Raw genomic sequence first — 21,640 nt, forward strand, 5'->3', positions numbered from 1 at the left:
AAGGAACAGTGTCTAATAAACCGATAAAAGATATGATTGAAACGATTGAGCACTTTGCTCAAATACAACCAACATATCCTGTCTATAATGTTTTAGGTCAAGAGCATACTTATGGTGATCTGAAGGCTGATTCAGATAGTTTAGCTGCAGCTATCGATCGACTTGACTTGCCTGAGAAATCTCCAGTCGTCGTTTTTGGTGGTCAGGAATATGAGATGTTGGCTACCTTTGTAGCGCTAACTAAGTCAGGTCATGCCTACATCCCAATTGATAGCCATTCGGCCTTGGAACGAGTTTCTGCTATCGTAGAAGTTGCAGAGCCAAGTTTGATTATTGCCATCTCAGATTTTCCATTAGAGCAAACTATCACACCGATGCTGAATTTAGAGCAAGTCCATGAAGCTTTTGCTCAAGCTTCCAGCTACGAGATGACCCATCCAGTCAAGGGAGATGACAACTACTACATCATCTTTACTTCTGGTACGACTGGTAAGCCTAAGGGAGTGCAGATTTCCCATGATAATCTTCTCAGCTTTACCAACTGGATGATTACAGATAAGGAATTTGCGACGCCAAATCGTCCACAAATGCTGGCTCAGCCCCCTTATTCTTTTGACCTATCTGTCATGTACTGGGCGCCAACCTTAGCACTGGGTGGTACGCTTTTTGCTCTTCCTTCAGCCATTACTCAGGACTTCAAAAAACTCTTTGCGACGATTTTTTCCTTGCCCATTGCTATCTGGACCTCAACACCATCCTTTGCAGATATGGCCATGTTGTCAGAAGACTTTAACAGTGAGAAAATGCCAGGAATCACGCATTTCTACTTTGATGGTGAAGAATTGACAGTCAAAACAGCTCAAAAACTACGCGAGCGATTCCCAAATGCCCGTATTATCAATGCCTACGGACCAACAGAAGCGACGGTAGCTTTGTCAGCAGTTGCCGTCACTGATGAGATGTTGGCGACTCTCAAACGCCTGCCAATCGGCTATACTAAGGCTGATTCTCCAACCTTTATCATTGATGAAGAAGGTAAGAAAGTTCCAAATGGTGAGCAAGGAGAAATCATTGTTTCTGGGCCAGCTGTTTCAAAAGGCTATATGAATAATCCTGAAAAAACAGCAGAAGCTTTCTTTGAGTTCGAAGGTCTTCCAGCCTACCACACAGGGGATGTAGGAACCATGACAGATGAGGGATTGCTTCTCTATGGTGGACGCATGGATTTCCAGATTAAGTTTAATGGTTATCGCATTGAGCTTGAAGATGCCTCTCAAAACCTCAACAAGTCTCGCTTTATCGAGTCTGCTGTTGCTGTCCCACGTTATAACAAGGACCACAAGGTACAAAATCTACTGGCCTATGTCATCCTAAAGGATGGTGTCCGTCAGCAGTTTGAGCGTGATATCGATATTACCAAGGCTATTAAGGAAGATCTAGCAGATATCATGATGTCCTATATGATGCCTTCTAAGTTTCTTTATCGAGATAGTTTGCCGCTAACGCCTAATGGTAAAATTGATATCAAGGGCTTGATCAATGAGGTAAACAGCCGATGATGGAGCTTTATAAACAGCTACCTCATTTGGAACCTTATGGTGATCTTCAGTACTTTTTATACGTAATTGCTGCGACTTTACCTATCTTTATTGGTCTTTTTTTCAAGAAACGTTTTGCCTTGTACGAGGTGCTCGTTAGTCTCTTCTTTATCGTCACCATGTTGGTCGGTGGAAAGACGAATCAAATAAGCGCTCTTATCCTTTATGTTATCTGGCAAGTACTTCTTGTATCTTTCTACAAAAGGTACAGGAAACAACGGGATAGTAAATGGATATTTTACCTGGTTAGCTTTCTATCCCTATTGCCAATCGTCTTTGTGAAAGTATCTCCTGCTATTCATGGTCCTCAATCTTTGTTTGGATTTTTAGGGATTTCTTACTTAACCTTTCGTGCAGTTGGGGTTATCGTTGAGTTGAGAGACGGTGTCATCAAGGAATTAACGATTTGGCAATTCTTGCGTTTTCTTCTCTTTATGCCGACTTTCTCAAGTGGTCCCATTGATCGTTTTAAACGCTTCAATGAAAATTACGAGACCATTCCTGAACGGGATGAGTTGATGGACATGCTAGAAGAGGCTGTCAAATATATCATGCTTGGCTTCCTCTACAAGTTTATCTTGGCTCACATTTTAGGAGAGACATTATTGCCTCCGCTGAAAAATTTGGCCTTGCAGACAGGTGGTTTCTTTAACCTCTACGCTTTAGCGGTCATGTATACCTTTGGTCTGGAGCTCTTCTTTGACTTTGCGGGCTACTCAATGTTTGCCTTAGCTATTTCAAACTTGATGGGTATTCATAGTCCTATCAACTTTAACAAGCCCTTTTTGTCAAGGGATTTAAAAGAGTTTTGGAATCGCTGGCACATGAGTCTGTCTTTCTGGTTCCGTGACTTTGTCTTTATGCGGATGGTCATGGTGTTGACCAGAAAGAAGGTCTTTAAAAATCGCAATGTGACCTCAAGTGTAGCCTATATTCTCAATATGCTGATTATGGGATTTTGGCATGGTGTGACCTGGTACTATATCGCCTACGGACTTTTCCATGGGATTGGGCTAGTCATCAATGACGCTTGGGTTCGTAAGAAAAAAGCGCTCAATAAAGAACGGAAAAAAGCTGGAAAGGGTTCCTTACCTGAGAATCGCTGGATTCAGTTGCTTGGCATGGTTGTCACCTTCCATGTCGTGATGGTTTCATTCTTAATCTTTTCTGGATTTTTGAATGATTTATGGTTTAAAAAATAAAAGGATATAAAAAATGGATATCAAATCAGAAGTTATTGAAATTATTGATGAGTTATTTATGGAAGATGTTTCTGACATGATGGATGAAGATCTTTTTGATGCCGGTGTCTTGGATAGCATGGGAACGGTTGAATTGATTGTGGAGATTGAAAACCGTTTTGACATTCGTGTTCCAGTGACGGAGTTCGGTCGTGATGACTGGAATACGGCTAATAAAATCGTAGAAGGTATTATGGAGTTGAAGAATGCTTAAACGCTTGTGGCTGATCTTCGGTCCTATCTTCATTGCTGGCCTTTTGATTCTTTTACTCATCTTTTTTTATCCAAGTACAACAAGTCATAATCTGACGGAGGAGAAGTACTCAGCGGCTTCTGTTAGTGCAGAGAGTTTTAAAGAGAGAAGCCAAAAAGTAAGGGCTCTTACGGATCCAAATATGCGTTTTATTCCTTTTCTAGGGTCTAGTGAATGGATTCGATTTGATAGTGTCCATCCAGCTGTTTTAGCGGAAAAATACCATCGTCCCTATCGTCCTTACTTTCTAGGTCAAGCAGGAGCAGCCTCTCTAAATCAATATTTTGGTCTACAGCAAATTTTGCCAGAAATAGAGAATAAGCAGGCTGTATTTGTGATTTCGCCTCAGTGGTTTACGGAGACAGATTATGAACCCGCAGCGTTTCAGAGATTTTTTAACAGTGACCAATTGACAGCTTTTTTGGGAAATCAATCTGGTGACATTGCTGCAAAGCATGCGGCTATTCGATTGTTAAAGCAGAATCCTAATGTTGCATTAAAAGGCATTGTTCAAAAACTGTCAAAGGGTGAAGAATTATCAGAGGTTGATCAAGTTGCTATTGATATTTTTGCGCGATTCAATGAAAAGCAATCCGCTCTCTTTGGACAATTCTCCATTCGAGGAAAACTCAAGTACAAGGAACACGTGGAGAACTATTTAAAGGATCTTCCGGATCAATTTTCTTATGATGAGTTAGAAAAAATTGTTCGTAAGGACGCAGAAGCAAATACGACCAATAACGATATGGGGATGGAAAATCATTTCTATACGAGAGAGGTTCAAAAGGATTTAAAAAAATGGGAAGGGTATCAAAAAAATTACAACTTCCTCAAGTCCTCTGAATACAATGATTTGCAGCTGGTCCTCAATCAATTTGCTAAGTCGAATGTCAATGTGCTCTTTGTCATTCAGCCGGTTAACAAGAAGTGGATGGAGTACACAGGACTCAGCGAAGAGATGTACCAGCATGCAGTGGAGAAAATTCGTTACCAATTAGAAAGTCAGGGTTTTACCAATATTGCTGATTTTTCAAAAAATGGAGGGGACCCTTATTTTGTTAAGGATACCATTCATCTAGGATGGTTAGGTTGGCTGGCTTTTGATAAGGTTGTCAATCCTTTCTTGACGGATCCGAAACCAGCTCCAGACTACAAGATGAATGACCGCTTCTTTAGCAAGGACTGGGCGACCTATGATGGGAACATCAAAGATTTCCAATAAAATCAGCTAAAAGTTTGGGATTTAAACCCAAGCTTTTTTGTTTAATTAGCGAATGTTTTAGATGAAAATAAGTCAAAGGTTTCAAATTTTCTAGAAATATCGTATAACATAAAGGAAAAAAGAAAAGAAAAGGATTTCAAAATGAATAAACGTTTCTTATTACCTGTCTTGTCGACGGCCCTATTGGCCCAAGCCTTTTTAGCTGGATAAGTCTACGCTGAGGAAGCAACAACTCCTGCAGAAAGTTTAGCTGTTGTAGCGACTCCTGCTACGTCGGAGACTCCTACTTCTGTGTTGAACCCTGCAGCGCCAGCAACTCCAACAAATGAGGTAGAGACTCCGGCAACCGTTGCATCTGCAGAAGCTCCGTCAGCTCCTGCTGAATCTACTAAAAGCGAAGAAAAGGACACCGTTATCTTACACACCAATGATGTCCATGGTCGTATTGTAGAGGAAAAGGGAGTAATTGGAGATGCCAAGTTAGCGACTGTCATTGAGCAGGAACGCGCGAAATCAAATCAAACGACTCTCGTCGTAGATGCTGGAGACGCCTTCCAAGGTTTACCGATTTCCAACTCTACAAAGGGTGAAGCGCGTGCTGAAATTCTCAATCAGATGCAGTATGATGCCATGGCGGTAGGAAACCGTGAGTTTGACTTTGGTTTGGACGAAGCTAAGAAATACAAGGAAATCTTGAAATTCCCATTACTTAGCTCAAATACCTACGTCAATGGAGCTCGTCTTTTTGAAGCTTCTACAATTGTTGATAAAGATAAGACTGTGGAAGGTGATGAATTTGTTGTGATCGGTGTAACAACACCTGAAACTGCTACAAAAACCCACCCGAAAAACATTAAAGGGGTAACTTTTACAGATCCAATCTCTGAAGTCAATAAGGTCATCGAAGAAGTTCAAGCCAAGGCTCGTGCAGAAGGTAAGGACTACAAACACTATGTTGTGCTTGCTCACCTCGGTGTAGATACCACAACTCCAGTCGAGTGGCGTGGTTCAACCTTAGCAGAAGCTCTATCTAAAAATCCTCGTCTCAAAGGCAAACGTGTGACAGTTATTGATGGGCATTCTCATACAGTAGCTTCCACAACTTATGGCGACAATGTTACCTATAACCAAACAGGAAGCTACCTTCATAATGTTGGGAAGGTTATCTACAAATCACGTCAACTTTTGGGTAATCCTACGTTGATTGCAGCTGCTGACGCCAAGAAACTGACTGCCAATCCAACAGTTGAAAAACTAGTCAAAGACATTAAACAAAAATACGATGCTGAAAATGCTGTTGAAGTCGTTTCAAACAGCCCTGTGGAACTAAACGGTGATCGTGAAAATGTTCGAGTTCGTGAAACCAACCTCGGAAACGTCGTAGCGGACTCCCTCTATCAGTATGGTCAGACAGGATTTAGCCATCCGACAGACATCGCTGTGACAAATGGTGGTGGCTTGCGTGAAACTATTGCAAAAGGCAAACCGATTACCAAAGGAAATGTCATTGCTGTTCTTCCATTTGGAAATACCATCTCACAAATCCAAGTGACTGGGCAACAAGTATTGGATATGTTTGAAAAGTCACTCGGTTCTATCTTACAGGTCAATAAGGATGGCAAGAAGGTCTTGGATGAGAACGGACAACCATTGCTAGAGCCAAGTGGTGGCTTCTTGCAAGTTTCAGGTGTGAAGGTCTACTATGATACCAACCTACCATCAGGTAAACGTGTCTTGGCCATCCAGGTCAAAAACCGCACGACTGGTCGTTATGATCTCCTAGACCTCGCAAAAACTTACTATCTTGCAACCAATGATTTCTTAGCTGCGGGTGGTGATGTCTACACTATGTTAGGTGGCGCGCGTGAAGAAGGCCCATCTATGGATGCAGCCTTTGAAGAGTATCTGAAAACCGCTGATTTGACCCAGTATGAAAAGATCAATCCGAACTCACGGACGATTTCTGTGGATTCTACAACTTCTAGTTTACCAGTAGAAACGCCTCAAACGAATGCAGCTGCTAACGATGCGACTACAAATGTGCCATTGACTTATGAGGTGGCAGGTCAATTTAGCAAGAAGGCAGTTGTCTCAGAAAAAGCTCTCCCAAATACAGGAAGTGAACAATCCATCTTCTTGCTCTTGATGGGTATGGTAGCTGGATTGTCAGGTATCTTATCGAGCCGAAAACCAAAGCTAAAATAGGTTAAATTTCACATCTAAAAGAGTCTAGGGAAACGTTTTTACGCCTTTTTCCCTTGACTCTTTTTTGGTTTATGATATAATTAACCAGTAAAGAATCGGTGGCTATCTAAGTTTTTTACGAAAAAGATAGCTAGGGAAGGAGTAACACATGAGACAGCTTGCACAGGAAATCGATAACTTTTTAAACGAGGTGATCTTGAGATCTGAGAACCAGCATGAAATTCTGATCGGGCATTGCACAAGTGACGTAGCCTTGACCAACACTCAGGAGCACATCCTCATGCTCTTGTCAGAAGAATCCCTAACTAACTCGGAGTTGGCCCGTCGCCTTAATGTCAGTCAGGCGGCAGTGACCAAGGCTATCAAGTCTTTAGTCAAAGAGGGTATGTTAGAGACATCCAGAGATCCTAAGGATGCGCGTGTAATCTTTTATCGACTGACAGAGCTAGCTCGACCAGTAGCGGCAGAACACCACCACCACCATGAGCACACACTCTCAGCCTATGAACAAGTAGCAAATCAGTTTACTCCAAATGAACAAGAAGTGATTCAGCGGTTTTTAACTGCTTTAGTAGGAGAAATCAAATAATGCGGTATATTACAGTAGAGGATTTGTCTTTCTATTATGATAAAGAACCTGTCCTCGAGCACATCAACTACAGTGTTGATAGTGGGGAGTTTGTCATCCTGACTGGTGAAAATGGAGCTGCCAAGACGACGCTTATCAAGGCGAGTCTAGGCATCTTGCAACCAAGATTTGGCAAGGTAACCATTTCAAAGACAAATACTCATGGAAAAAAGCTAAGGATAGCTTATCTTCCCCAGCAGATTGCTAGTTTTAATGCTGGTTTTCCAAGTACAGTTTATGAATTTGTCAAGTCGGGTCGCTATCCGCGAAAGGGCTGGTTCCGTCGTTTGAATGCCCACGATGAGGAGCATATCAAGGCCAGTCTAGACTCAGTTGGTATGTGGGAACATCGTGATAAACGAATTGGCTCCCTATCGGGAGGGCAAAAGCAACGAGCAGTGATTGCACGGATGTTTGCTTCTGACCCAGACATCTTTGTCTTGGATGAGCCGACGACAGGGATGGATGTGGGGAGCAAAAATGAATTTTACGAACTCATGCACCACAGCGCTCATCATCATGGCAAGGCCGTTTTGATGATTACCCATGATCCTGAGGAGGTCAAGGACTATGCGGATCGCAATATTCATCTAGTTCGTAACCAAGATTCGCCATGGCGTTGTTTCAACGTTCACGAAAGCGACCAGGAGGTGGAACATGCTTAGTTTGTTATCCTATGACTTTATGCAGCGTGCCTTCTTGGCGGTCATTGCCATGAGTCTCTTTTCTCCAGTTCTTGGTACCTTCCTTATCTTACGTCGTCAGAGTCTCATGAGCGATACCCTCAGTCACGTTTCTCTATCAGGAGTAGCCTTTGGTCTGGTTTTGGGAATTTCTCCAACTATTTCAACCATTGCCATTGTCTTGATCGCTGCGGTCTTTCTGGAGTATCTCCGTACGGTTTACAAGAACTTTATGGAAATCGGGACTGCCATCCTCATGTCAACAGGACTTGCAGTGTCTCTGATTGTCATGAGTAAGGGTAAAAGTTCTAGTTCTATGAGTTTGGACCAATATCTCTTTGGTTCGATTGTGACCATTAGCCGGGAGCAGGTGATTTTCCTCTTTGCCATTGCGGCGGTCGTTTTATTCTTGACTTTCTTATTCTTGCGACCAATGTACATCCTGACCTTTGATGAGGATACGGCCTTTGTGGATGGCTTGCCCGTTCGTACCATGTCCATTCTTTTTAACATGGTGACAGGGGTAGCCATTGCCCTTATGATTCCTGCGGCAGGAGCTCTTCTGGTATCGACCATCATGGTTTTGCCAGCTAGTATTGCCCTGCGTCTGGGGAAAAACTTTAAATCCGTTATGTTACTAGCCAGCGTTATTGGCTTTTTGGGAATGGTGGCAGGACTTTATATTTCCTACTATGCGGAAACCCCTGCCAGCGCTAGTATTACCATTATCTTTGTAGCTGTCTTTTTATTAGTCAGTCTACTGAAACGTTTTATCAAATAGGAGAATGAAATGAAAAAACTGAGCTTACTACTAGCTAGTCTATGTGCCCTGTTTTTAGTGGCTTGTTCCAATCAAAAACAGGCAAATGGGAAGCTAAATATCGTGACAACCTTTTACCCTATCTACGAATTTACCAAGCAAGTCGCAGGAGATACTGCTAATGTAGAACTTCTAATCGGTGCTGGTACAGAACCTCACGAATACGAACCGTCTGCCAAGGCAGTTGCCAAAATCCAAGACGCAGACACCTTCGTTTATGAAAATGAAAACATGGAAACATGGGTTCCAAAATTGCTAGATACTTTGGATAAGAAAAAGGTGAAAACCATCAAGGCGACAGGCGATATGTTGCTCTTGCCAGGTGGCGATGAAGAAGAGGGAGACCATGACCATGGAGAAGAAGGCCATCACCATGAGTTCGATCCCCATGTTTGGTTATCACCAGTCCGTGCCATTAAACTAGTAGAGCATATCCGTGACAGCTTGTCAGCAGATTATCCTGATAAAAAAGAAACCTTTGAGAAGAATGCTGCTGCCTATATCGAAAAATTGCAAGCCTTAGATAAGGCCTACACAGATGGTTTGTCTCAAGCCAAACAAAAGAGCTTTGTGACCCAGCACGCTGCCTTTAACTACCTTGCCTTGGATTATGGTCTCAAGCAAGTATCCATCTCAGGTCTCTCACCAGATGCTGAGCCATCAGCAGCACGTTTGGCAGAATTGACAGAGTACGTCAAGAAAAATAAAATCGCCTATATTTACTTTGAAGAAAATGCCTCACAAGCCCTAGCCAATACACTTTCAAAAGAGGCAGGTGTCAAAACAGATGTCCTCAATCCTTTAGAAAGTCTGACAGAAGAGGACACCAAGGCGGGAGAAAATTACATCTCTATCATGGAGAAAAACCTCAAGGCTTTGAAACAAACAACAGACCAAGAAGGATCGGAAATCGAGCCAGAGAAGGAAGAAAACACCAAGACAGTTCACAATGGTTACTTTGAGGATGCAGCTGTCAAGGACCGTACCTTGAGTGACTATGCTGGTAACTGGCAGTCAGTTTATCCTTTCCTTGAAGATGGAACTTTTGATCAAGTCTTTGACTACAAGGCTAAGTTAACTGGCAAGATGACAAAGGATGAGTACAAGGCCTACTATAGAAAAGGCTATCAGACAGATGTGACCAAGATTAACATTACTGATAACACTATGGAATTTGTTCAAGGTGGACAAAGTAAGAAATTCACCTACAAGTATGTTGGTAAGAAAATCTTGACTTACAAGAAAGGCAATCGTGGCGTGCGCTTCCTCTTTGAAGCGACAGATGCGGATGCTGGACAGTTCAAGTACGTTCAGTTTAGTGACCACAATATCGCCCCAGTCAAGGCAGAACATTTCCATATCTTCTTTGGAGGTACTAGCCAAGAAGCCCTCTTTGAAGAGATGGATAACTGGCCAACCTACTATCCAGATAACTTATCTGGACAAGAAATCGCCCAAGAAATGTTGGCACATTGATGCAAGAGAGAATCCCGCAAATCTGCGGGATTTTTTGCTGGAAATGATTAGGTTGTTAGGTATTATAGTACCACAGTTGTGCTGTTCACAATGTGATAAAGAGGTCATTTTCTACTGGCTGATTCTCACTAGCTGGCGAATGCAAAAGCTACGATTGTACAAATTATAGAATCTTTTCAGGGGATTTAGGAAGGGAGCTTAGCCATATTGACGCTGCTATCGCTTTTTGTTATAGTCAAGGAGAGAGTGGCCTGAAACAATAGTTTATTCACAAGTTGTGGATAAGTCTGGGCAGAACAGGACATTTAGCTAATATCCTAGAGGGATCTTGAGAATTGCTCCGGAAACTAGTAACGTGCTTATCTTTCTAGTAGAAATCTTAGTCTAGTAGGGATTTGAGCAGGTCTGCCTGAGAGTGACAGGGTTAAAGTCTAAGAGCTGGAGTCTGAAAAAGCTAATTTTTAGGTATGTTTTCTTATCCACAGGTTGTGGATAACTTTTTGAATAAGCAAATTGATAAGAGAAAGAGATATGAGATGATGACGAACATAAAACCAAACGGACCATTACCAAGTCAGGTCCAGCTAACTTATCTGGGCGATGAGCTAGCAGCCTTTATCCACTTCGGTCCTAATACCTTTTATGACCAAGAATGGGGGACTGGACAGGAGGATCCTGAGCGCTTTAACCCAACTAAGTTAGATGCGCGGGAGTGGGTTCGAGTGCTTAAAGAAACAGGTTTTAAAAAGCTGATTTTGGTGGTTAAGCACCACGATGGTTTTGTGCTCTACCCGACAGTTTATACAGACTACTCGGTCAAGGCCAGCCCTTGGAGAGATGGAAAGGGGGACTTGCTCCTTGAAGTATCCCAAGTTGCAACTGAATTTGACATGGATATGGGAGTGTATTTGTCTCCTTGGGATGCCCACAGTCCCCTCTATCACGTGGACCGAGAAGCGGACTACAATGCCTATTATCTGGCTCAGTTGAAGGAAATCTTATCAAATCCTAACTATGGGAATGCTGGGAAATTTGCCGAGGTTTGGATGGATGGTGCTCGAGGGGAGGGGGCCCAGCAGGTCAACTATGAGTTTGAGACTTGGTTTGAGACTATTCATGACCTACAAGGGGATTGCTTGATATTCTCAACAGAGGGAACTAGTATTCGCTGGATTGGTAATGAACGGGGCTATGCAGGGGATCCCTTGTGGCAAAAAGTCAAGCCCGACCAGTTGGGGACAGAGGCTGCATTAGATTATCTACAGCACGGTGATCCCTCAGGAACGCTGTTTTCAATCGGCGAGGCAGATGTTTCCCTTCGGCCGGGTTGGTTTTACCATGAGGATCAGGATTCCAAATCTCTCGAGGAATTGGTCGAAATCTACTTTCACTCAGTGGGGCGGGGAACCCCTCTCTTGCTCAATATCCCGCCAAACCAAGATGGTCTCTTTGATGAACGGGATATCCAGCGACTGTATGAATTTAGAGCCTACCGTGACGAGCTCTATAAAGAAGATTTGGCTTTGGGAGCCAAGGTATCTGGTCCTGCTCTATCAGCAGACTTTGCTTGTTGCCACCTGACAGATGGACTAGAGACCAGTTCTTGGGCTAGTGATGTAGAACTGCCAATTCAGTTAGAGCTCGATTTAGGGGCTCCTAAAGCTTTTGATGTGATTGAGTTAAGAGAAGATTTGAAGTTGGGGCAACGTATAGCTGCTTTCCATGTTCAGGTAGAGCTGGATGGTGCCTGGCAGGAGTTTGGCTCTGGTTATACTGTTGGCTACAAACGTCTCTTACGAGGATCAGTCGTTGAGGCGCAGAAGATACGTGTGACCATTACAGAGGCACAGGCTTTGCCTTTGTTGACCAAAATTTCACTCTATAAAACACCTACCTTGTCGAGAAAAGAAGCTATTCAGCAACTAGAGTTTTCAGAAAAAAGTCTAGCTGTGACCAAGGGAGAAAATGTCCACTTTTCAGTGAAACACATAGAATCTAGCAGTCCTTTAGAAGCTAAGATTTCGATTCAACCAGGGACGGGTGTGCATGGTGTCGCTTATCGGGACGAGATTCAAGTCCTTGCGTTTCAAGTTGGCGAGACTGAAAAAAAGCTAACGCTACCAACCTTGTATTTTGCAGGAGATAAAACCTTGGACTTTTATCTGAATCTGACGGTAGATGGGCAGCTGGTTGACCAGCTTCAGGTCCAAGTTTCATAAAAGAAGAACCTTTGCGCGATGCAAAGGTTTTTTGGGTTAGGAGTGATTTGGTAGCCAGCTGAGGGTGAAGGTCAGTTGTTCAGCTTTCAAGAGGTCTTGGTGTTGAATGCTAGATACTATGGTCTTGTCCAATCGACATTCTTTGACAAAGTTGAAGTGGCTGTGGTTTTGCTCGGCATGGATATCCAGCCATTCATTTTCCTTAGCCAGGTAGATACGGAGATGATTAAAGAGGGGAATTCCGAGGTCATAGCTTGGTTTTCCTGGACAGGTCGGGTAGAACCCAAGAGCTGACCAGATATACCAGGCAGAGAGACTGCCATTGTCCTCGTCGCCAGGGTAGGCATCCCAGCTTGGTTTGAAGGCCTTCTGACGCAGCGTCTTGATGAGAAGGCTAGTGTATTCAGGATAGTTACTGTAGCGGAAGAGATAAGGAATGTGGAAGCTAGGTTGATTAGAAATGGCGATTTGCCCAAAAGGAGCTGTAGCCATCTCGCTCATTTCATGAATCTCGTAACCATAACCAGTTGTTTCAAATAGAGGAGCATCTTGACAGATTTTCAAAAGGTAGCGGCTAAAGTTTTCCTTTCCACCCATCAGTTGACGCAAACCTGGGATGTCATGTAAGACGCCTAAAGTCGCTTGAATAGCAGAACATTCGGCGTAGTCACGTCCCCAACTATAAGGAGAGAAGTCTGGTCGGAAGTTGCCTTGACTATCTCGCGCTCTCATGTAGCCCGTCTCGGCGTCAAAGAGATGGCGGTAATTCTGCGATGCGACCTTATAAGTTTGGGCGATGTCATTTTGACCAAGCTTTTCGGAACAGCTGGCGATACAAAAGTCGCTATAGGCATAGTCAAGGGTGTGGCTGACGCTTTCGTGGTGGTCGGTTGAAAGATAACCTAATTCTTGGTATTGAGCTAAACCGTGGCGACCGTTGATGCCAAGAGGATCAGACTTGGTGGCTGTCTCCAGCATGGCTTGGAGGAGTTCTTCTTCCAAGTCGGGGGCCATTTCCTTGCAGGCGCTATCTGCGATAATGCCGTCTAAAAGAGTGCCAGGCATCATGCCGCGTTCATCTGGGGCTAGCCATTTTGGAAGAAAACCAGTATCGCGGTAGCTATTGAGGAAACCTTCTAGAAAGCGGTGATAGTGTTCTGGTATGATAAGGGCAAAGAGGGGGAAGGTGGTGCGGAAGGTATCCCAGAAACCATTGTTGCTAAAGAGAACACCAGGTTTGATAGTGCCAGTAGAAAAATCCATGTGGATGGCCTGCCCTGACTCGTTCACCTCATAAAATGTCTGTGGGAAGAGGAAAAGTCTGTAGAGGCAGTGATCAAAAAAGGTTCGGTCGGCTTCCCCTGTCTCCACGATATCAAAACGATGGAGGAGATTTTTCCAATCCGCTTGGGCCCTTGATTTACAGTTATTAAAATCTTCTTGAGGTAGATTAAGCAGTGCTTGAGAAGGGGAGATGAAAGAAGTCCCTAGCTGAATCTTGGCATGACTATCTGCGAGGTCAATTCGCCAGTCTCCACTTTCTTGGCTCATAGCAAGAATATCCGTATTCATTTGTAGAGCAGTAAAGAGTATCAGCGGATTTTTATTGGTCTCTGTTTCGCCCTCTTGTCTTAGGGCCAGAGTCCGCTTATCTACTTGCTTGACTGTCAAGTCATCTGCTGTGTGAAGATAGAGGGATAGGGCCTTGCCTTGCTTTTGCTCCAAACGAATAGAAGCGCCATAGCAAGTCGGTGTGAGCTGGATTTCAATCTGAAAGCGCAGGGAGAAAATCTTCAGATAATGAGGTTGGAAAGAGGCCTTATCCATATCATAGGAGGATTGACGGTGAAAGAGGCTATCTCCCCCAAGCTGGCCGGTGACAGGTGTCAGAAGGAGCCAAGAGTAGTCCCCAATCCAAGGACTGGGCTGATGGGTTAATCGAATTCCCTGAAAAATGGGCAGATGCGGATCGAAAAACCAAGCTCCCTCATGGTCACTGGTCTGGGGTACAAAATAATTCATCCCAAAAGGGACGCCTGTGTAGGGCAGGGTATTTCCCCGAGAAAAGGCATGCTTGCTAGCAGTCCCAAAGCGGGTATCGATGGTTTCAAGTAGTGGTTTCATAGTCTTTCCTTTAGCTGTTTTTCTACATTATATCAGAAAAAGAGGGCCTTTAGATATGGGGTTCAAAAGTAAGCAATTTTGTAGAAAAATGACTATCATTTGTGTATGTATTTTCTGTCTCAAAAACTATATACTGAACATGAAACTTGTTTGAAAGAGGAAACTGCACGATGATTTATTCGAAAGAAATTGTTAGAGAATGGCTAGACGAAGTAGCGGAGCGGGCTAAGGACCATCCGGAGTGGGTGGATGTCTTCGAGCGTTGCTACACAGACACCTTAGACAATACAGTTGAGATATTGGAAGATGGTTCAACTTTTGTGCTCACAGGAGACATTCCCGCCATGTGGCTTCGTGACTCGACTGCCCAGCTTAGACCCTACCTTCATGTGGCTAAGAGAGATGCTCTTTTGCGCCAGACAATCGCTGGTTTGGTCAAGCGTCAGATGACCTTGGTGCTCAAGGATCCTTATGCCAACTCCTTTAACATTGAGGAAAACTGGAAGGGCCACCATGAGACTGACCACACGGACCTTAATGGCTGGATTTGGGAACGCAAGTATGAGGTGGACTCGCTTTGCTATCCTTTGCAGTTGGCTTATCTCCTTTGGAAAGAGACTGGTGAGACCAGTCAGTTTGATGACACTTTTGTCGCTGCGACCAAGGAAATCCTTCATCTCTGGACAGTAGAGCAGGACCACAACAACTCTGCCTATCGTTTTGTCCGCGATACGGACCGCAGGGAAGATACTCTGGTAAATGATGGTTTTGGACCTGACTTTGCCGTGACAGGAATGACCTGGTCAGCTTTTCGTCCGAGTGATGACTGCTGCCAGTATAGCTATTTGATTCCGTCAAATATGTTTGCCGTAGTCGTCTTGGGGTATGTGCAAGAAATATTTGCAGAACTAGACATAGCTGATAGCCAAAACATCATGGCAGACGCTAAACGCCTGCAAGCAGAGATCCAAGAAGGTATTGAAAACTATGCCTACACCACCAACAGTAAGGGCGAAAAGATTTACGCCTTTGAAGTGGATGGCCTAGGAAATGCTAGCATCATGGATGATCCAAACGTCCCAAGTCTACTGGCTGCTCCCTATCTTGGTTACTGCCATGTGAATGACGAAGTGTATCAAGCGACTCGTCGTACCATTCTGAGCCCTGAAAATCCCTACTTCTACCAAGGAGAATACGCTAGCGGTCTCGGAAGTTCTCATACCTTCTATCGCTATATCTGGCCAATCGCCCTTTCTATCCAAGGCTTGACGACAACAGACAAGGCGGAGAAGAAATTCTTGCTCGATCAGCTCGTTGCCTGCGATGGTGGGACAGGTGTCATGCATGAAAGCTTCCACGTGGATGACCCAACACTTTACTCTCGTGAATGGTTCTCTTGGGCCAACATGATGTTCTGTGAGTTGGTACTGGATTACTTGGATATACGTTAAGGAGCATGCTTTCGCTCAATTGATTCTAGGAAAGAATCACAAATTCACGTTTAAAACGTTAAAAATAAAAATTTAAGTTAGAATGAGGTTTTACTTCATGGAAAATGTTGTCGTACATATTATCTCACACAGCCACTGGGACCGTGAGTGGTACCTACCTTTTGAAAGCCACCGTATGCAGTTGGTGGAATTATTTGATAATCTTTTTGATCTTTTTGAAAATGATCCTGAGTTCAAGAGCTTCCATTTGGATGGTCAAACCATTGTCCTTGATGACTACTTGGAAATTCGCCCTGAAAACCGTGACAAGGTTCAGCGTTACATTGACGAAGGTAAACTCAAAATTGGTCCCTTTTACATCTTGCAGGATGACTACTTGATCTCAAGTGAAGCTAACGTCCGCAATACCTTGATTGGTCAAGCAGAATGTGCAAAATGGGGCAAATCAACCCAGATTGGTTACTTCCCAGATACCTTTGGAAATATGGGACAAGCTCCTCAAATCCTTCAAAAATCAGGTATTCACGTAGCAGCTTTTGGTCGTGGTGTCAAGCCGATTGGATTTGACAACCAAGTACTCGAAGACGAGCAGTTCACTTCCCAGTTCTCAGAAATGTACTGGCAGGGTGCAGATGGAAGTCGTGTCCTCGGTATCCTCTTTGCCAACTGGTACAGTAATGGGAATGAAATCCCTGTTGACAAGGAGCAAGCCTTGACTTTCTGGAAACAAAAATTGGCAGATGTGCGTGATTATGCTTCGACCAACCAATGGTTGATGATGAACGGATGTGACCACCAACCTGTCCAGAAAAATCTGAGCGAAGCCATTCGTGTGGCAAATGAACTCTTCCCAGATGTAACCTTTGTTCATAGTTCTTTTGATGAATATGTTCAAGCTGTGGAAAGTGCCCTACCAGAGCAGTTATCAACGGTTACAGGCGAGTTGACCAGTCAAGAAACAGACGGTTGGTACACACTTGCTAATACAGCATCTTCTCGTATCTACCTTAAACAAGCCTTCCAAGAAAATAGCAACTTGCTAGAACAAGTGGTGGAACCATTGACTGTCATCACTGGCGGCCACAACCATAAGGACCAGTTGACCTATGCTTGGAAAGTTCTTCTACAAAATGCACCCCATGATAGCATCTGTGGCTGTAGCGTGGATGAGGTTCACCGCGAGATGGAGACACGTTTTGCTAAGGTCAACCAAGTCGGAAATTTTGTTAAGACCAACCTTCTCAACGAGTGGAAGGGTAAAATAGCAACTCAGGAAGCTCAAAGTGACCATCTCTTTACGGTCATCAACACAGGCTTGCATGACAAGGCTGACACTGTCAGCACAGTGATTGATGTGGCGATTTGTGATTTCAAGGAATTGCATCCAACAGAAGGCTATAAGAAGATGGCAGCCTTGACCTTGCCAAACTATCGTGTCGAAGACTTGGAAGGCCATGCTGTAGAAGCGAAAATCGAAGATCTGGGAGCTAACTTTGAGTATGATTTGCCAAAAGACAAGTTCCGTCAGGCTCGTATCGCTCGACAAGTGCGCGTGACAGTACCTGTTCATCTGGCACCACTTTCTTGGACAACCTTCCAATTGCTTGAAGGGGAACAAGAACACCGTGATGGTATTTACCAAAATGGGGTGATTGATACGCCATTTGTAACGGTAAGTGTGGATGAAAATATCACAGTCTACGACAAGACAACTCATGAAGCTTATGAAGATGTTGTTCGCTTTGAAGACCGTGGTGACATCGGAAATGAGTACATCTATTTCCAACCAAAAGGAACAGAGCCTATCTACGCAGAACTCAAAGGCTGTGAAGTCTTGGAAAATACAGCTCGTTTTGCCAAGATCTTGCTCAAGCATGAATTGACAATTCCAGTAAGTGCAGACGAAAAACTGGATGCGGAACAAAGAGGTATCATCGAGTTTATGACGCGTGAAGCTGGGCGCTCAGAAGAATTGACAACCCTTCCTCTGGAAACAGAGATGACCGTCTTTGTTGACAATCCACAAATCCGCTTCAAGACTCGCTTTACCAACACCGCTAAGGACCACCGTATCCGTCTCTTGGTCAAGACTCATAATACGTGTCCAAGCAATGATTCGGAAAGCATTTATGAGGTGGTGACACGACCAAATAAACCAGCAACTTCATGGGAAAATCCTGAAAATCCTCAACACCAACAAGCCTTCGTCAGCCTGTATGATGATGAAAAAGGGGTGACGGTGGCTAATAAAGGACTGCACGAGTATGAAATCCTTGGAGACGACACCATTGCAGTGACCATTCTTCGTGCCTCAGGTGAGCTAGGTGACTGGGGTTACTTCCCAACACCAGAGGCTCAGTGCTTGCGCGAGTTTGAAGTCGAGTTTGCTCTTGAATGCCACCAAGCAGGGGAACGCTTCTCAGCCTTCCGTCGTGCCAAAGCCTTCCAAACACCATTCACTAGTCTTCAAGTTGCTAAACAAGAAGGAAGTGTTGCTGCGACTGGTAGCCTCTTGAGTCATGCGGCACTCAGCTTACCACAAGTTTGCCCAACAGCCTTTAAAGTGGCGGAAAATGAAGAAGGATATGTCCTCCGTTACTACAATATGAGCCAAGAAAATGTTCGCATATCAGAACACCAACAAACCATTTTGGACTTGCTTGAGCGACCATATCCCGTTCATTCAGGACTCTTAGCACCACAAGAAATTCGTACAGAATTGATCAAAAAAGAAGACATTTAACAGTTTTAAAGTGTTTGATAACTAATACTATGAGATAGAAAGGAGGGGCGAAAGAGTAAGGACTAACTACTGATTCGCCCCTTTTTACGGTAAAGAACAATGATCATTGCAACCATTGATATCGGAGGGACTGGGATTAAGTTTGCCAGTCTGACTCCTGATGGAAAGATACTAGATAAGACAAGTACACTGACACCAGAAACCCTAGAAGATTTAATGGTATGGCTAGACCAACGTCTGTCGGAGAAAGATTATAAGGGTATTGCTATGAGTGTTCCAGGCGCGGTCAATCAAGAAACAGGTGTGATTGAGGGAATTAGTGCCGTACCTTATATTCACGGTTTTTCTTGGTATGAGGCCCTTGCTCATCATCAGCTGCCTGTCCATCTAGAAAATGATGCCAACTGTGTTGGACTTAGTGAACTGCTGGCTCACCCAGAGATTGAAAATGCAGCCTGTGTCGTGATTGGGACAGGAATTGGCGGAGCTATGATTATCAATGGTAGGCTTCACCGAGGGCGACACGGCTTGGGGGGAGAGTTTGGCTACATGACAACCATTGCCCCAGCAGAAAAGCTCAATAACTGGTCGCAACTAGCTTCTACAGGGAACATGGTGCGATACGTGATTGAAAAATCTGGTCAGACTGACTGGGACGGACGCAAGGTTTACCAAGAGGCCGCAGCTGGCAATGTTCTTTGTCAAGAAGCCATTGAGCGTATGAACCGCAATCTGGCTCAAGGCTTGCTCAATATCCAGTATCTCATCGATCCAGATGTCATTAGCCTAGGTGGCTCCATCAGCCAAAACCCTGATTTTATTCAAGGTGTCAAGAAGGCTGTCGGTAACTTTGTCGATACCTACGAAGAATACACGGTCGCACCTGTTATCCAAGCTTGCACCTATCATGCAGATGCCAATCTCTACGGTGCCCTTGTCAACTGGCTACAGGAGGAAAACCAATGGTAAGATTTACAGGACTTAGTCCCAAACAAGCGCAAGCTATTGAGGTTTTAAAAAGTCACATTTCCCTACCAGATGTGGAAGTGGCAGTCACTCAGTCTGATCAAGCCTCTATTTCTATCAAGGGTGAAAGCGAATACTATCAACTAACCTATCGCAAACCTCACCAACTCTACCGCGCCTTGTCCTTGTTGGCAACGGCTCTAGCAGAAGCTGACAAAGTAGAGATTGAGGAGCAGGCGGCTTATGAAGATTTAGCCTACATGGCAGACTGTTCCCGCAATGCGGTGCTGAATGTGGCTTCTGCCAAGCAGATGATTGAAGTCTTGGCTCTCATGGGTTACTCGACCTTCGAGCTCTACATGGAAGACACCTACCAGATTGAGGGGCAGCCATACTTTGGTTATTTCCGTGGAGCCTATTCGGCTGAAGAGTTGCAGGAAATCGAAGCCTATGCCCAGCAGTTTGACATGACCTTTGTGCCTTGCATCCAGACCTTGGCCCACTTGTCAGCCTTCGTCAAATGGGGTGTCAAAGAAGTGCAGGAACTTCGTGATGTGGAGGACATTCTCCTCATCGGAGAAGAAAAGGTGTATGACCTGATTGATGGCATGTTTGCCACTCTATCTAAACTGCAGACTCGCAAGGTCAATATCGGGATGGACGAGGCTCACTTGGTTGGTTTGGGGCGCTACCTCATCTTGAACGGCGTTGTGGACCGTAGTCTCCTTATGTGCCAACACTTGGAGCGTGTACTGGATATTGCTGACAAGTATGGTTTCCACTGTCAGATGTGGAGCGATATGTTCTTTAAGCTCATGTCAGCGGATGGCCAGTATGACCGTGACGTGGAGATTCCAGAGGAAACTCGTATCTACCTAGACCGTCTAAAAGACCGTGTAACCTTGGTTTACTGGGATTATTATCAGGATAGCGAGGAAAAATACAATCGCAATTTCCGCAATCACCACAAGATTAGCCAAGATATTGCCTTTGCAGGCGGAGCTTGGAAGTGGATCGGTTTTACGCCCAACAACCATTTCAGCCGTCTCATCGCTATGGAGGCCAACAAAGCCTGTCGTGCCAATCAAATCAAAGAAGTCATCGTGACGGGTTGGGGGGATAACGGTGGCGAGACAGCCCAGTTTTCTATCCTACCCAGCTTGCAAATCTGGGCAGAACTCAGCTACCGCAATGACCTAGACCGTTTGTCTGCACACTTCAAGACCAATACAGGTCTATCGGTTGAGGACTTTATGCAGATTGATCTAGCCAACCTCTTGCCAGATCTACCAGGCAATCTCAGTGGTATCAATCCCAACCGCTATGTCTTTTATCAGGATGTTCTTTGCCCGATTCTTGATAGACACATGACACCTGAACAGGACAAACCGCACTTCGCTCAGGCCGCTGAAACGCTTGCTGCTATCAAAGAAAAAGCTGGTGACTACTCTTATCTCTTTGAAACTCAGGCTCAATTGAACCAGATTTTAAGCAGTAAAGTGGATGTGGGACGACGTATCCGTCAGGCCTACCAAGTAAACGATAAAGAAGGTCTGCAAGAAATCGCCAGACAAGAATTACCAAAACTCAGAAGCGAGATTGAAAACTTCCATGCTCTCTTTAGTTACCAATGGTTGAAAGAAAATAAGGTCTTTGGCTTGGATACAGTCGATATCCGTATGGGCGGACTCTTGCAACGTATCAAGCGAGCAGAAAGCCGTATCGAAGCCTATCTGTCTGATCAGATTGACCGCATCGAAGAATTAGAAGTTGAGATCCTACCATTTACTGACTTCTACGCAGACAAGGATTTCACAGCAACTACAGCCAATCAGTGGCACACTATTGCGACCGCATCGACGATTTATACGACTTAAAGGTCTTTTTTCCGAGTCAGAGTGTTTCTCGTGAAACCTATTTCTTATAAAAAACTTCTCCACATAAAATAATTTGTGGAGTTTTTTCTATAATTAGTAGTTTAAACTATTCTTAAAATAAGAGTATACTAATT

14 protein-coding genes and 1 pseudogene are annotated in these 21,640 nt (G+C 44.2%); 14 read left to right on the forward strand and 1 reads right to left on the reverse strand.

Annotated features, from left to right (window positions below; translation table 11 throughout):
• Positions 1 to 8: 8 nt before the first annotated feature.
• The 10 genes and pseudogenes from dltA to AC4ME5_RS04265 all read left to right on the forward strand — a co-directional run bounded on the left by dltA (position 9) and on the right by AC4ME5_RS04265 (position 12,345).
• Positions 9 to 1,559, forward strand: a complete 1,551-nt coding sequence (gene dltA, locus AC4ME5_RS04220) for a D-alanine--poly(phosphoribitol) ligase subunit DltA (protein WP_491800108.1) — start codon at positions 9 to 11, stop codon at positions 1,557 to 1,559.
• A complete protein-coding gene (gene dltB / locus AC4ME5_RS04225; protein WP_076984234.1) occupies positions 1,556 to 2,800 on the forward strand; it encodes a D-alanyl-lipoteichoic acid biosynthesis protein DltB in 1,245 nt (414 codons plus the stop codon). Before dltA ends, dltB begins: the two co-directional genes overlap by 4 nt.
• A gap of 13 nt (positions 2,801 to 2,813) precedes the next feature.
• Positions 2,814 to 3,053, forward strand: a complete 240-nt coding sequence (gene dltC, locus AC4ME5_RS04230; RefSeq protein WP_061588543.1) for a D-alanine--poly(phosphoribitol) ligase subunit DltC — start codon at positions 2,814 to 2,816, stop codon at positions 3,051 to 3,053.
• On the forward strand, positions 3,046 to 4,314 hold the full coding sequence (dltD, locus tag AC4ME5_RS04235) for a D-alanyl-lipoteichoic acid biosynthesis protein DltD (RefSeq protein WP_084939465.1): 1,269 nt from the start codon (positions 3,046 to 3,048) through the stop codon (positions 4,312 to 4,314). The genes dltC and dltD overlap by 8 nt, the downstream gene beginning before the upstream one ends.
• 141 nt (positions 4,315 to 4,455) lie before the next feature.
• Positions 4,456 to 6,519 (forward strand): annotated as a pseudogene (gene nt5e / locus AC4ME5_RS04240) (cell surface ecto-5'-nucleotidase Nt5e).
• 148 nt (positions 6,520 to 6,667) lie between these two features.
• Positions 6,668 to 7,108, forward strand: coding sequence for a zinc-dependent transcriptional regulator AdcR (adcR, locus tag AC4ME5_RS04245; RefSeq protein ID WP_084939464.1), 441 nt, complete (start codon positions 6,668 to 6,670; stop codon positions 7,106 to 7,108).
• Entirely contained in the window at positions 7,108 to 7,812 is a 705-nt protein-coding gene (locus AC4ME5_RS04250) for a metal ABC transporter ATP-binding protein (protein ID WP_491800112.1), read from the forward strand. Before adcR ends, AC4ME5_RS04250 begins: the two co-directional genes overlap by 1 nt.
• On the forward strand, positions 7,805 to 8,611 hold the full coding sequence (locus tag AC4ME5_RS04255; RefSeq protein WP_061588547.1) for a metal ABC transporter permease: 807 nt from the start codon (positions 7,805 to 7,807) through the stop codon (positions 8,609 to 8,611). The genes AC4ME5_RS04250 and AC4ME5_RS04255 overlap by 8 nt, the downstream gene beginning before the upstream one ends.
• A 9-nt stretch (positions 8,612 to 8,620) precedes the next feature.
• The gene (adcA, locus tag AC4ME5_RS04260; protein WP_061588548.1) at positions 8,621 to 10,126 is read left to right on the forward strand and encodes a zinc ABC transporter substrate-binding lipoprotein AdcA; all 1,506 of its coding nucleotides are present in this window, start codon (positions 8,621 to 8,623) and stop codon (positions 10,124 to 10,126) included.
• Positions 10,127 to 10,665: 539 nt separating this feature from the next.
• Positions 10,666 to 12,345 carry an alpha-L-fucosidase gene (locus AC4ME5_RS04265; protein ID WP_491800430.1) on the forward strand — a complete coding sequence of 560 codons (1,680 nt, stop codon included), beginning with the start codon at positions 10,666 to 10,668 and terminating at the stop codon, positions 12,343 to 12,345.
• 36 nt (positions 12,346 to 12,381) lie between these two features.
• Here the strand turns inward: AC4ME5_RS04265 and AC4ME5_RS04270 are convergent, their stop codons facing one another.
• The gene (locus tag AC4ME5_RS04270; protein ID WP_061588549.1) at positions 12,382 to 14,469 is read right to left on the reverse strand and encodes a GH92 family glycosyl hydrolase; all 2,088 of its coding nucleotides are present in this window, start codon (positions 14,467 to 14,469) and stop codon (positions 12,382 to 12,384) included.
• 170 nt (positions 14,470 to 14,639) lie between these two features.
• Here AC4ME5_RS04270 and AC4ME5_RS04275 point away from each other — a divergent pair, with 170 nt between their 5' ends.
• From AC4ME5_RS04275 to AC4ME5_RS04290, 4 genes are all read left to right on the forward strand, one after another.
• Entirely contained in the window at positions 14,640 to 15,920 is a 1,281-nt protein-coding gene (locus AC4ME5_RS04275) for a glycoside hydrolase family 125 protein (protein ID WP_491800114.1), read from the forward strand.
• 97 nt (positions 15,921 to 16,017) lie between these two features.
• Positions 16,018 to 18,663: an alpha-mannosidase gene (locus AC4ME5_RS04280; RefSeq protein WP_491800116.1), complete on the forward strand. Its 2,646-nt coding sequence runs from the start codon at positions 16,018 to 16,020 to the stop codon at positions 18,661 to 18,663.
• A 99-nt stretch (positions 18,664 to 18,762) separates the two neighbouring features.
• On the forward strand, positions 18,763 to 19,632 hold the full coding sequence (locus tag AC4ME5_RS04285) for an ROK family protein (RefSeq protein WP_491800118.1): 870 nt from the start codon (positions 18,763 to 18,765) through the stop codon (positions 19,630 to 19,632).
• A complete protein-coding gene (locus AC4ME5_RS04290; protein WP_491800119.1) occupies positions 19,626 to 21,506 on the forward strand; it encodes a beta-N-acetylhexosaminidase in 1,881 nt (626 codons plus the stop codon). The genes AC4ME5_RS04285 and AC4ME5_RS04290 overlap by 7 nt, the downstream gene beginning before the upstream one ends.
• The last annotated feature ends 134 nt before the right edge of the window (positions 21,507 to 21,640 follow it).

Source organism: Streptococcus sp. A69, from assembly GCF_058556195.1.

Bases quoted from the DNA above. Each gene is read 5' to 3' on its own strand.
- adcA (WP_061588548.1), top strand. From the start codon at position 8,621: ATGAAAAAACTGAGCTTACTACTAGCTAGTCTATGTGCCCTGTTTTTA.
- AC4ME5_RS04270 (WP_061588549.1), bottom strand. From the start codon at position 14,469: ATGAAACCACTACTTGAAACCATCGATACCCGCTTTGGGACTGCTAGC.
- AC4ME5_RS04275 (WP_491800114.1), top strand. From the start codon at position 14,640: ATGATTTATTCGAAAGAAATTGTTAGAGAATGGCTAGACGAAGTAGCG.
- AC4ME5_RS04290 (WP_491800119.1), top strand. From the start codon at position 19,626: ATGGTAAGATTTACAGGACTTAGTCCCAAACAAGCGCAAGCTATTGAG.
- dltB (WP_076984234.1), top strand. From the start codon at position 1,556: ATGATGGAGCTTTATAAACAGCTACCTCATTTGGAACCTTATGGTGAT.
- dltD (WP_084939465.1), top strand. From the start codon at position 3,046: ATGCTTAAACGCTTGTGGCTGATCTTCGGTCCTATCTTCATTGCTGGC.
- AC4ME5_RS04250 (WP_491800112.1), top strand. From the start codon at position 7,108: ATGCGGTATATTACAGTAGAGGATTTGTCTTTCTATTATGATAAAGAA.
- AC4ME5_RS04280 (WP_491800116.1), top strand. From the start codon at position 16,018: ATGGAAAATGTTGTCGTACATATTATCTCACACAGCCACTGGGACCGT.
- dltC (WP_061588543.1), top strand. From the start codon at position 2,814: ATGGATATCAAATCAGAAGTTATTGAAATTATTGATGAGTTATTTATG.
- AC4ME5_RS04265 (WP_491800430.1), top strand. From the start codon at position 10,666: ATGACGAACATAAAACCAAACGGACCATTACCAAGTCAGGTCCAGCTA.
- adcR (WP_084939464.1), top strand. From the start codon at position 6,668: ATGAGACAGCTTGCACAGGAAATCGATAACTTTTTAAACGAGGTGATC.
- AC4ME5_RS04285 (WP_491800118.1), top strand. From the start codon at position 18,763: ATGATCATTGCAACCATTGATATCGGAGGGACTGGGATTAAGTTTGCC.
- AC4ME5_RS04255 (WP_061588547.1), top strand. From the start codon at position 7,805: ATGCTTAGTTTGTTATCCTATGACTTTATGCAGCGTGCCTTCTTGGCG.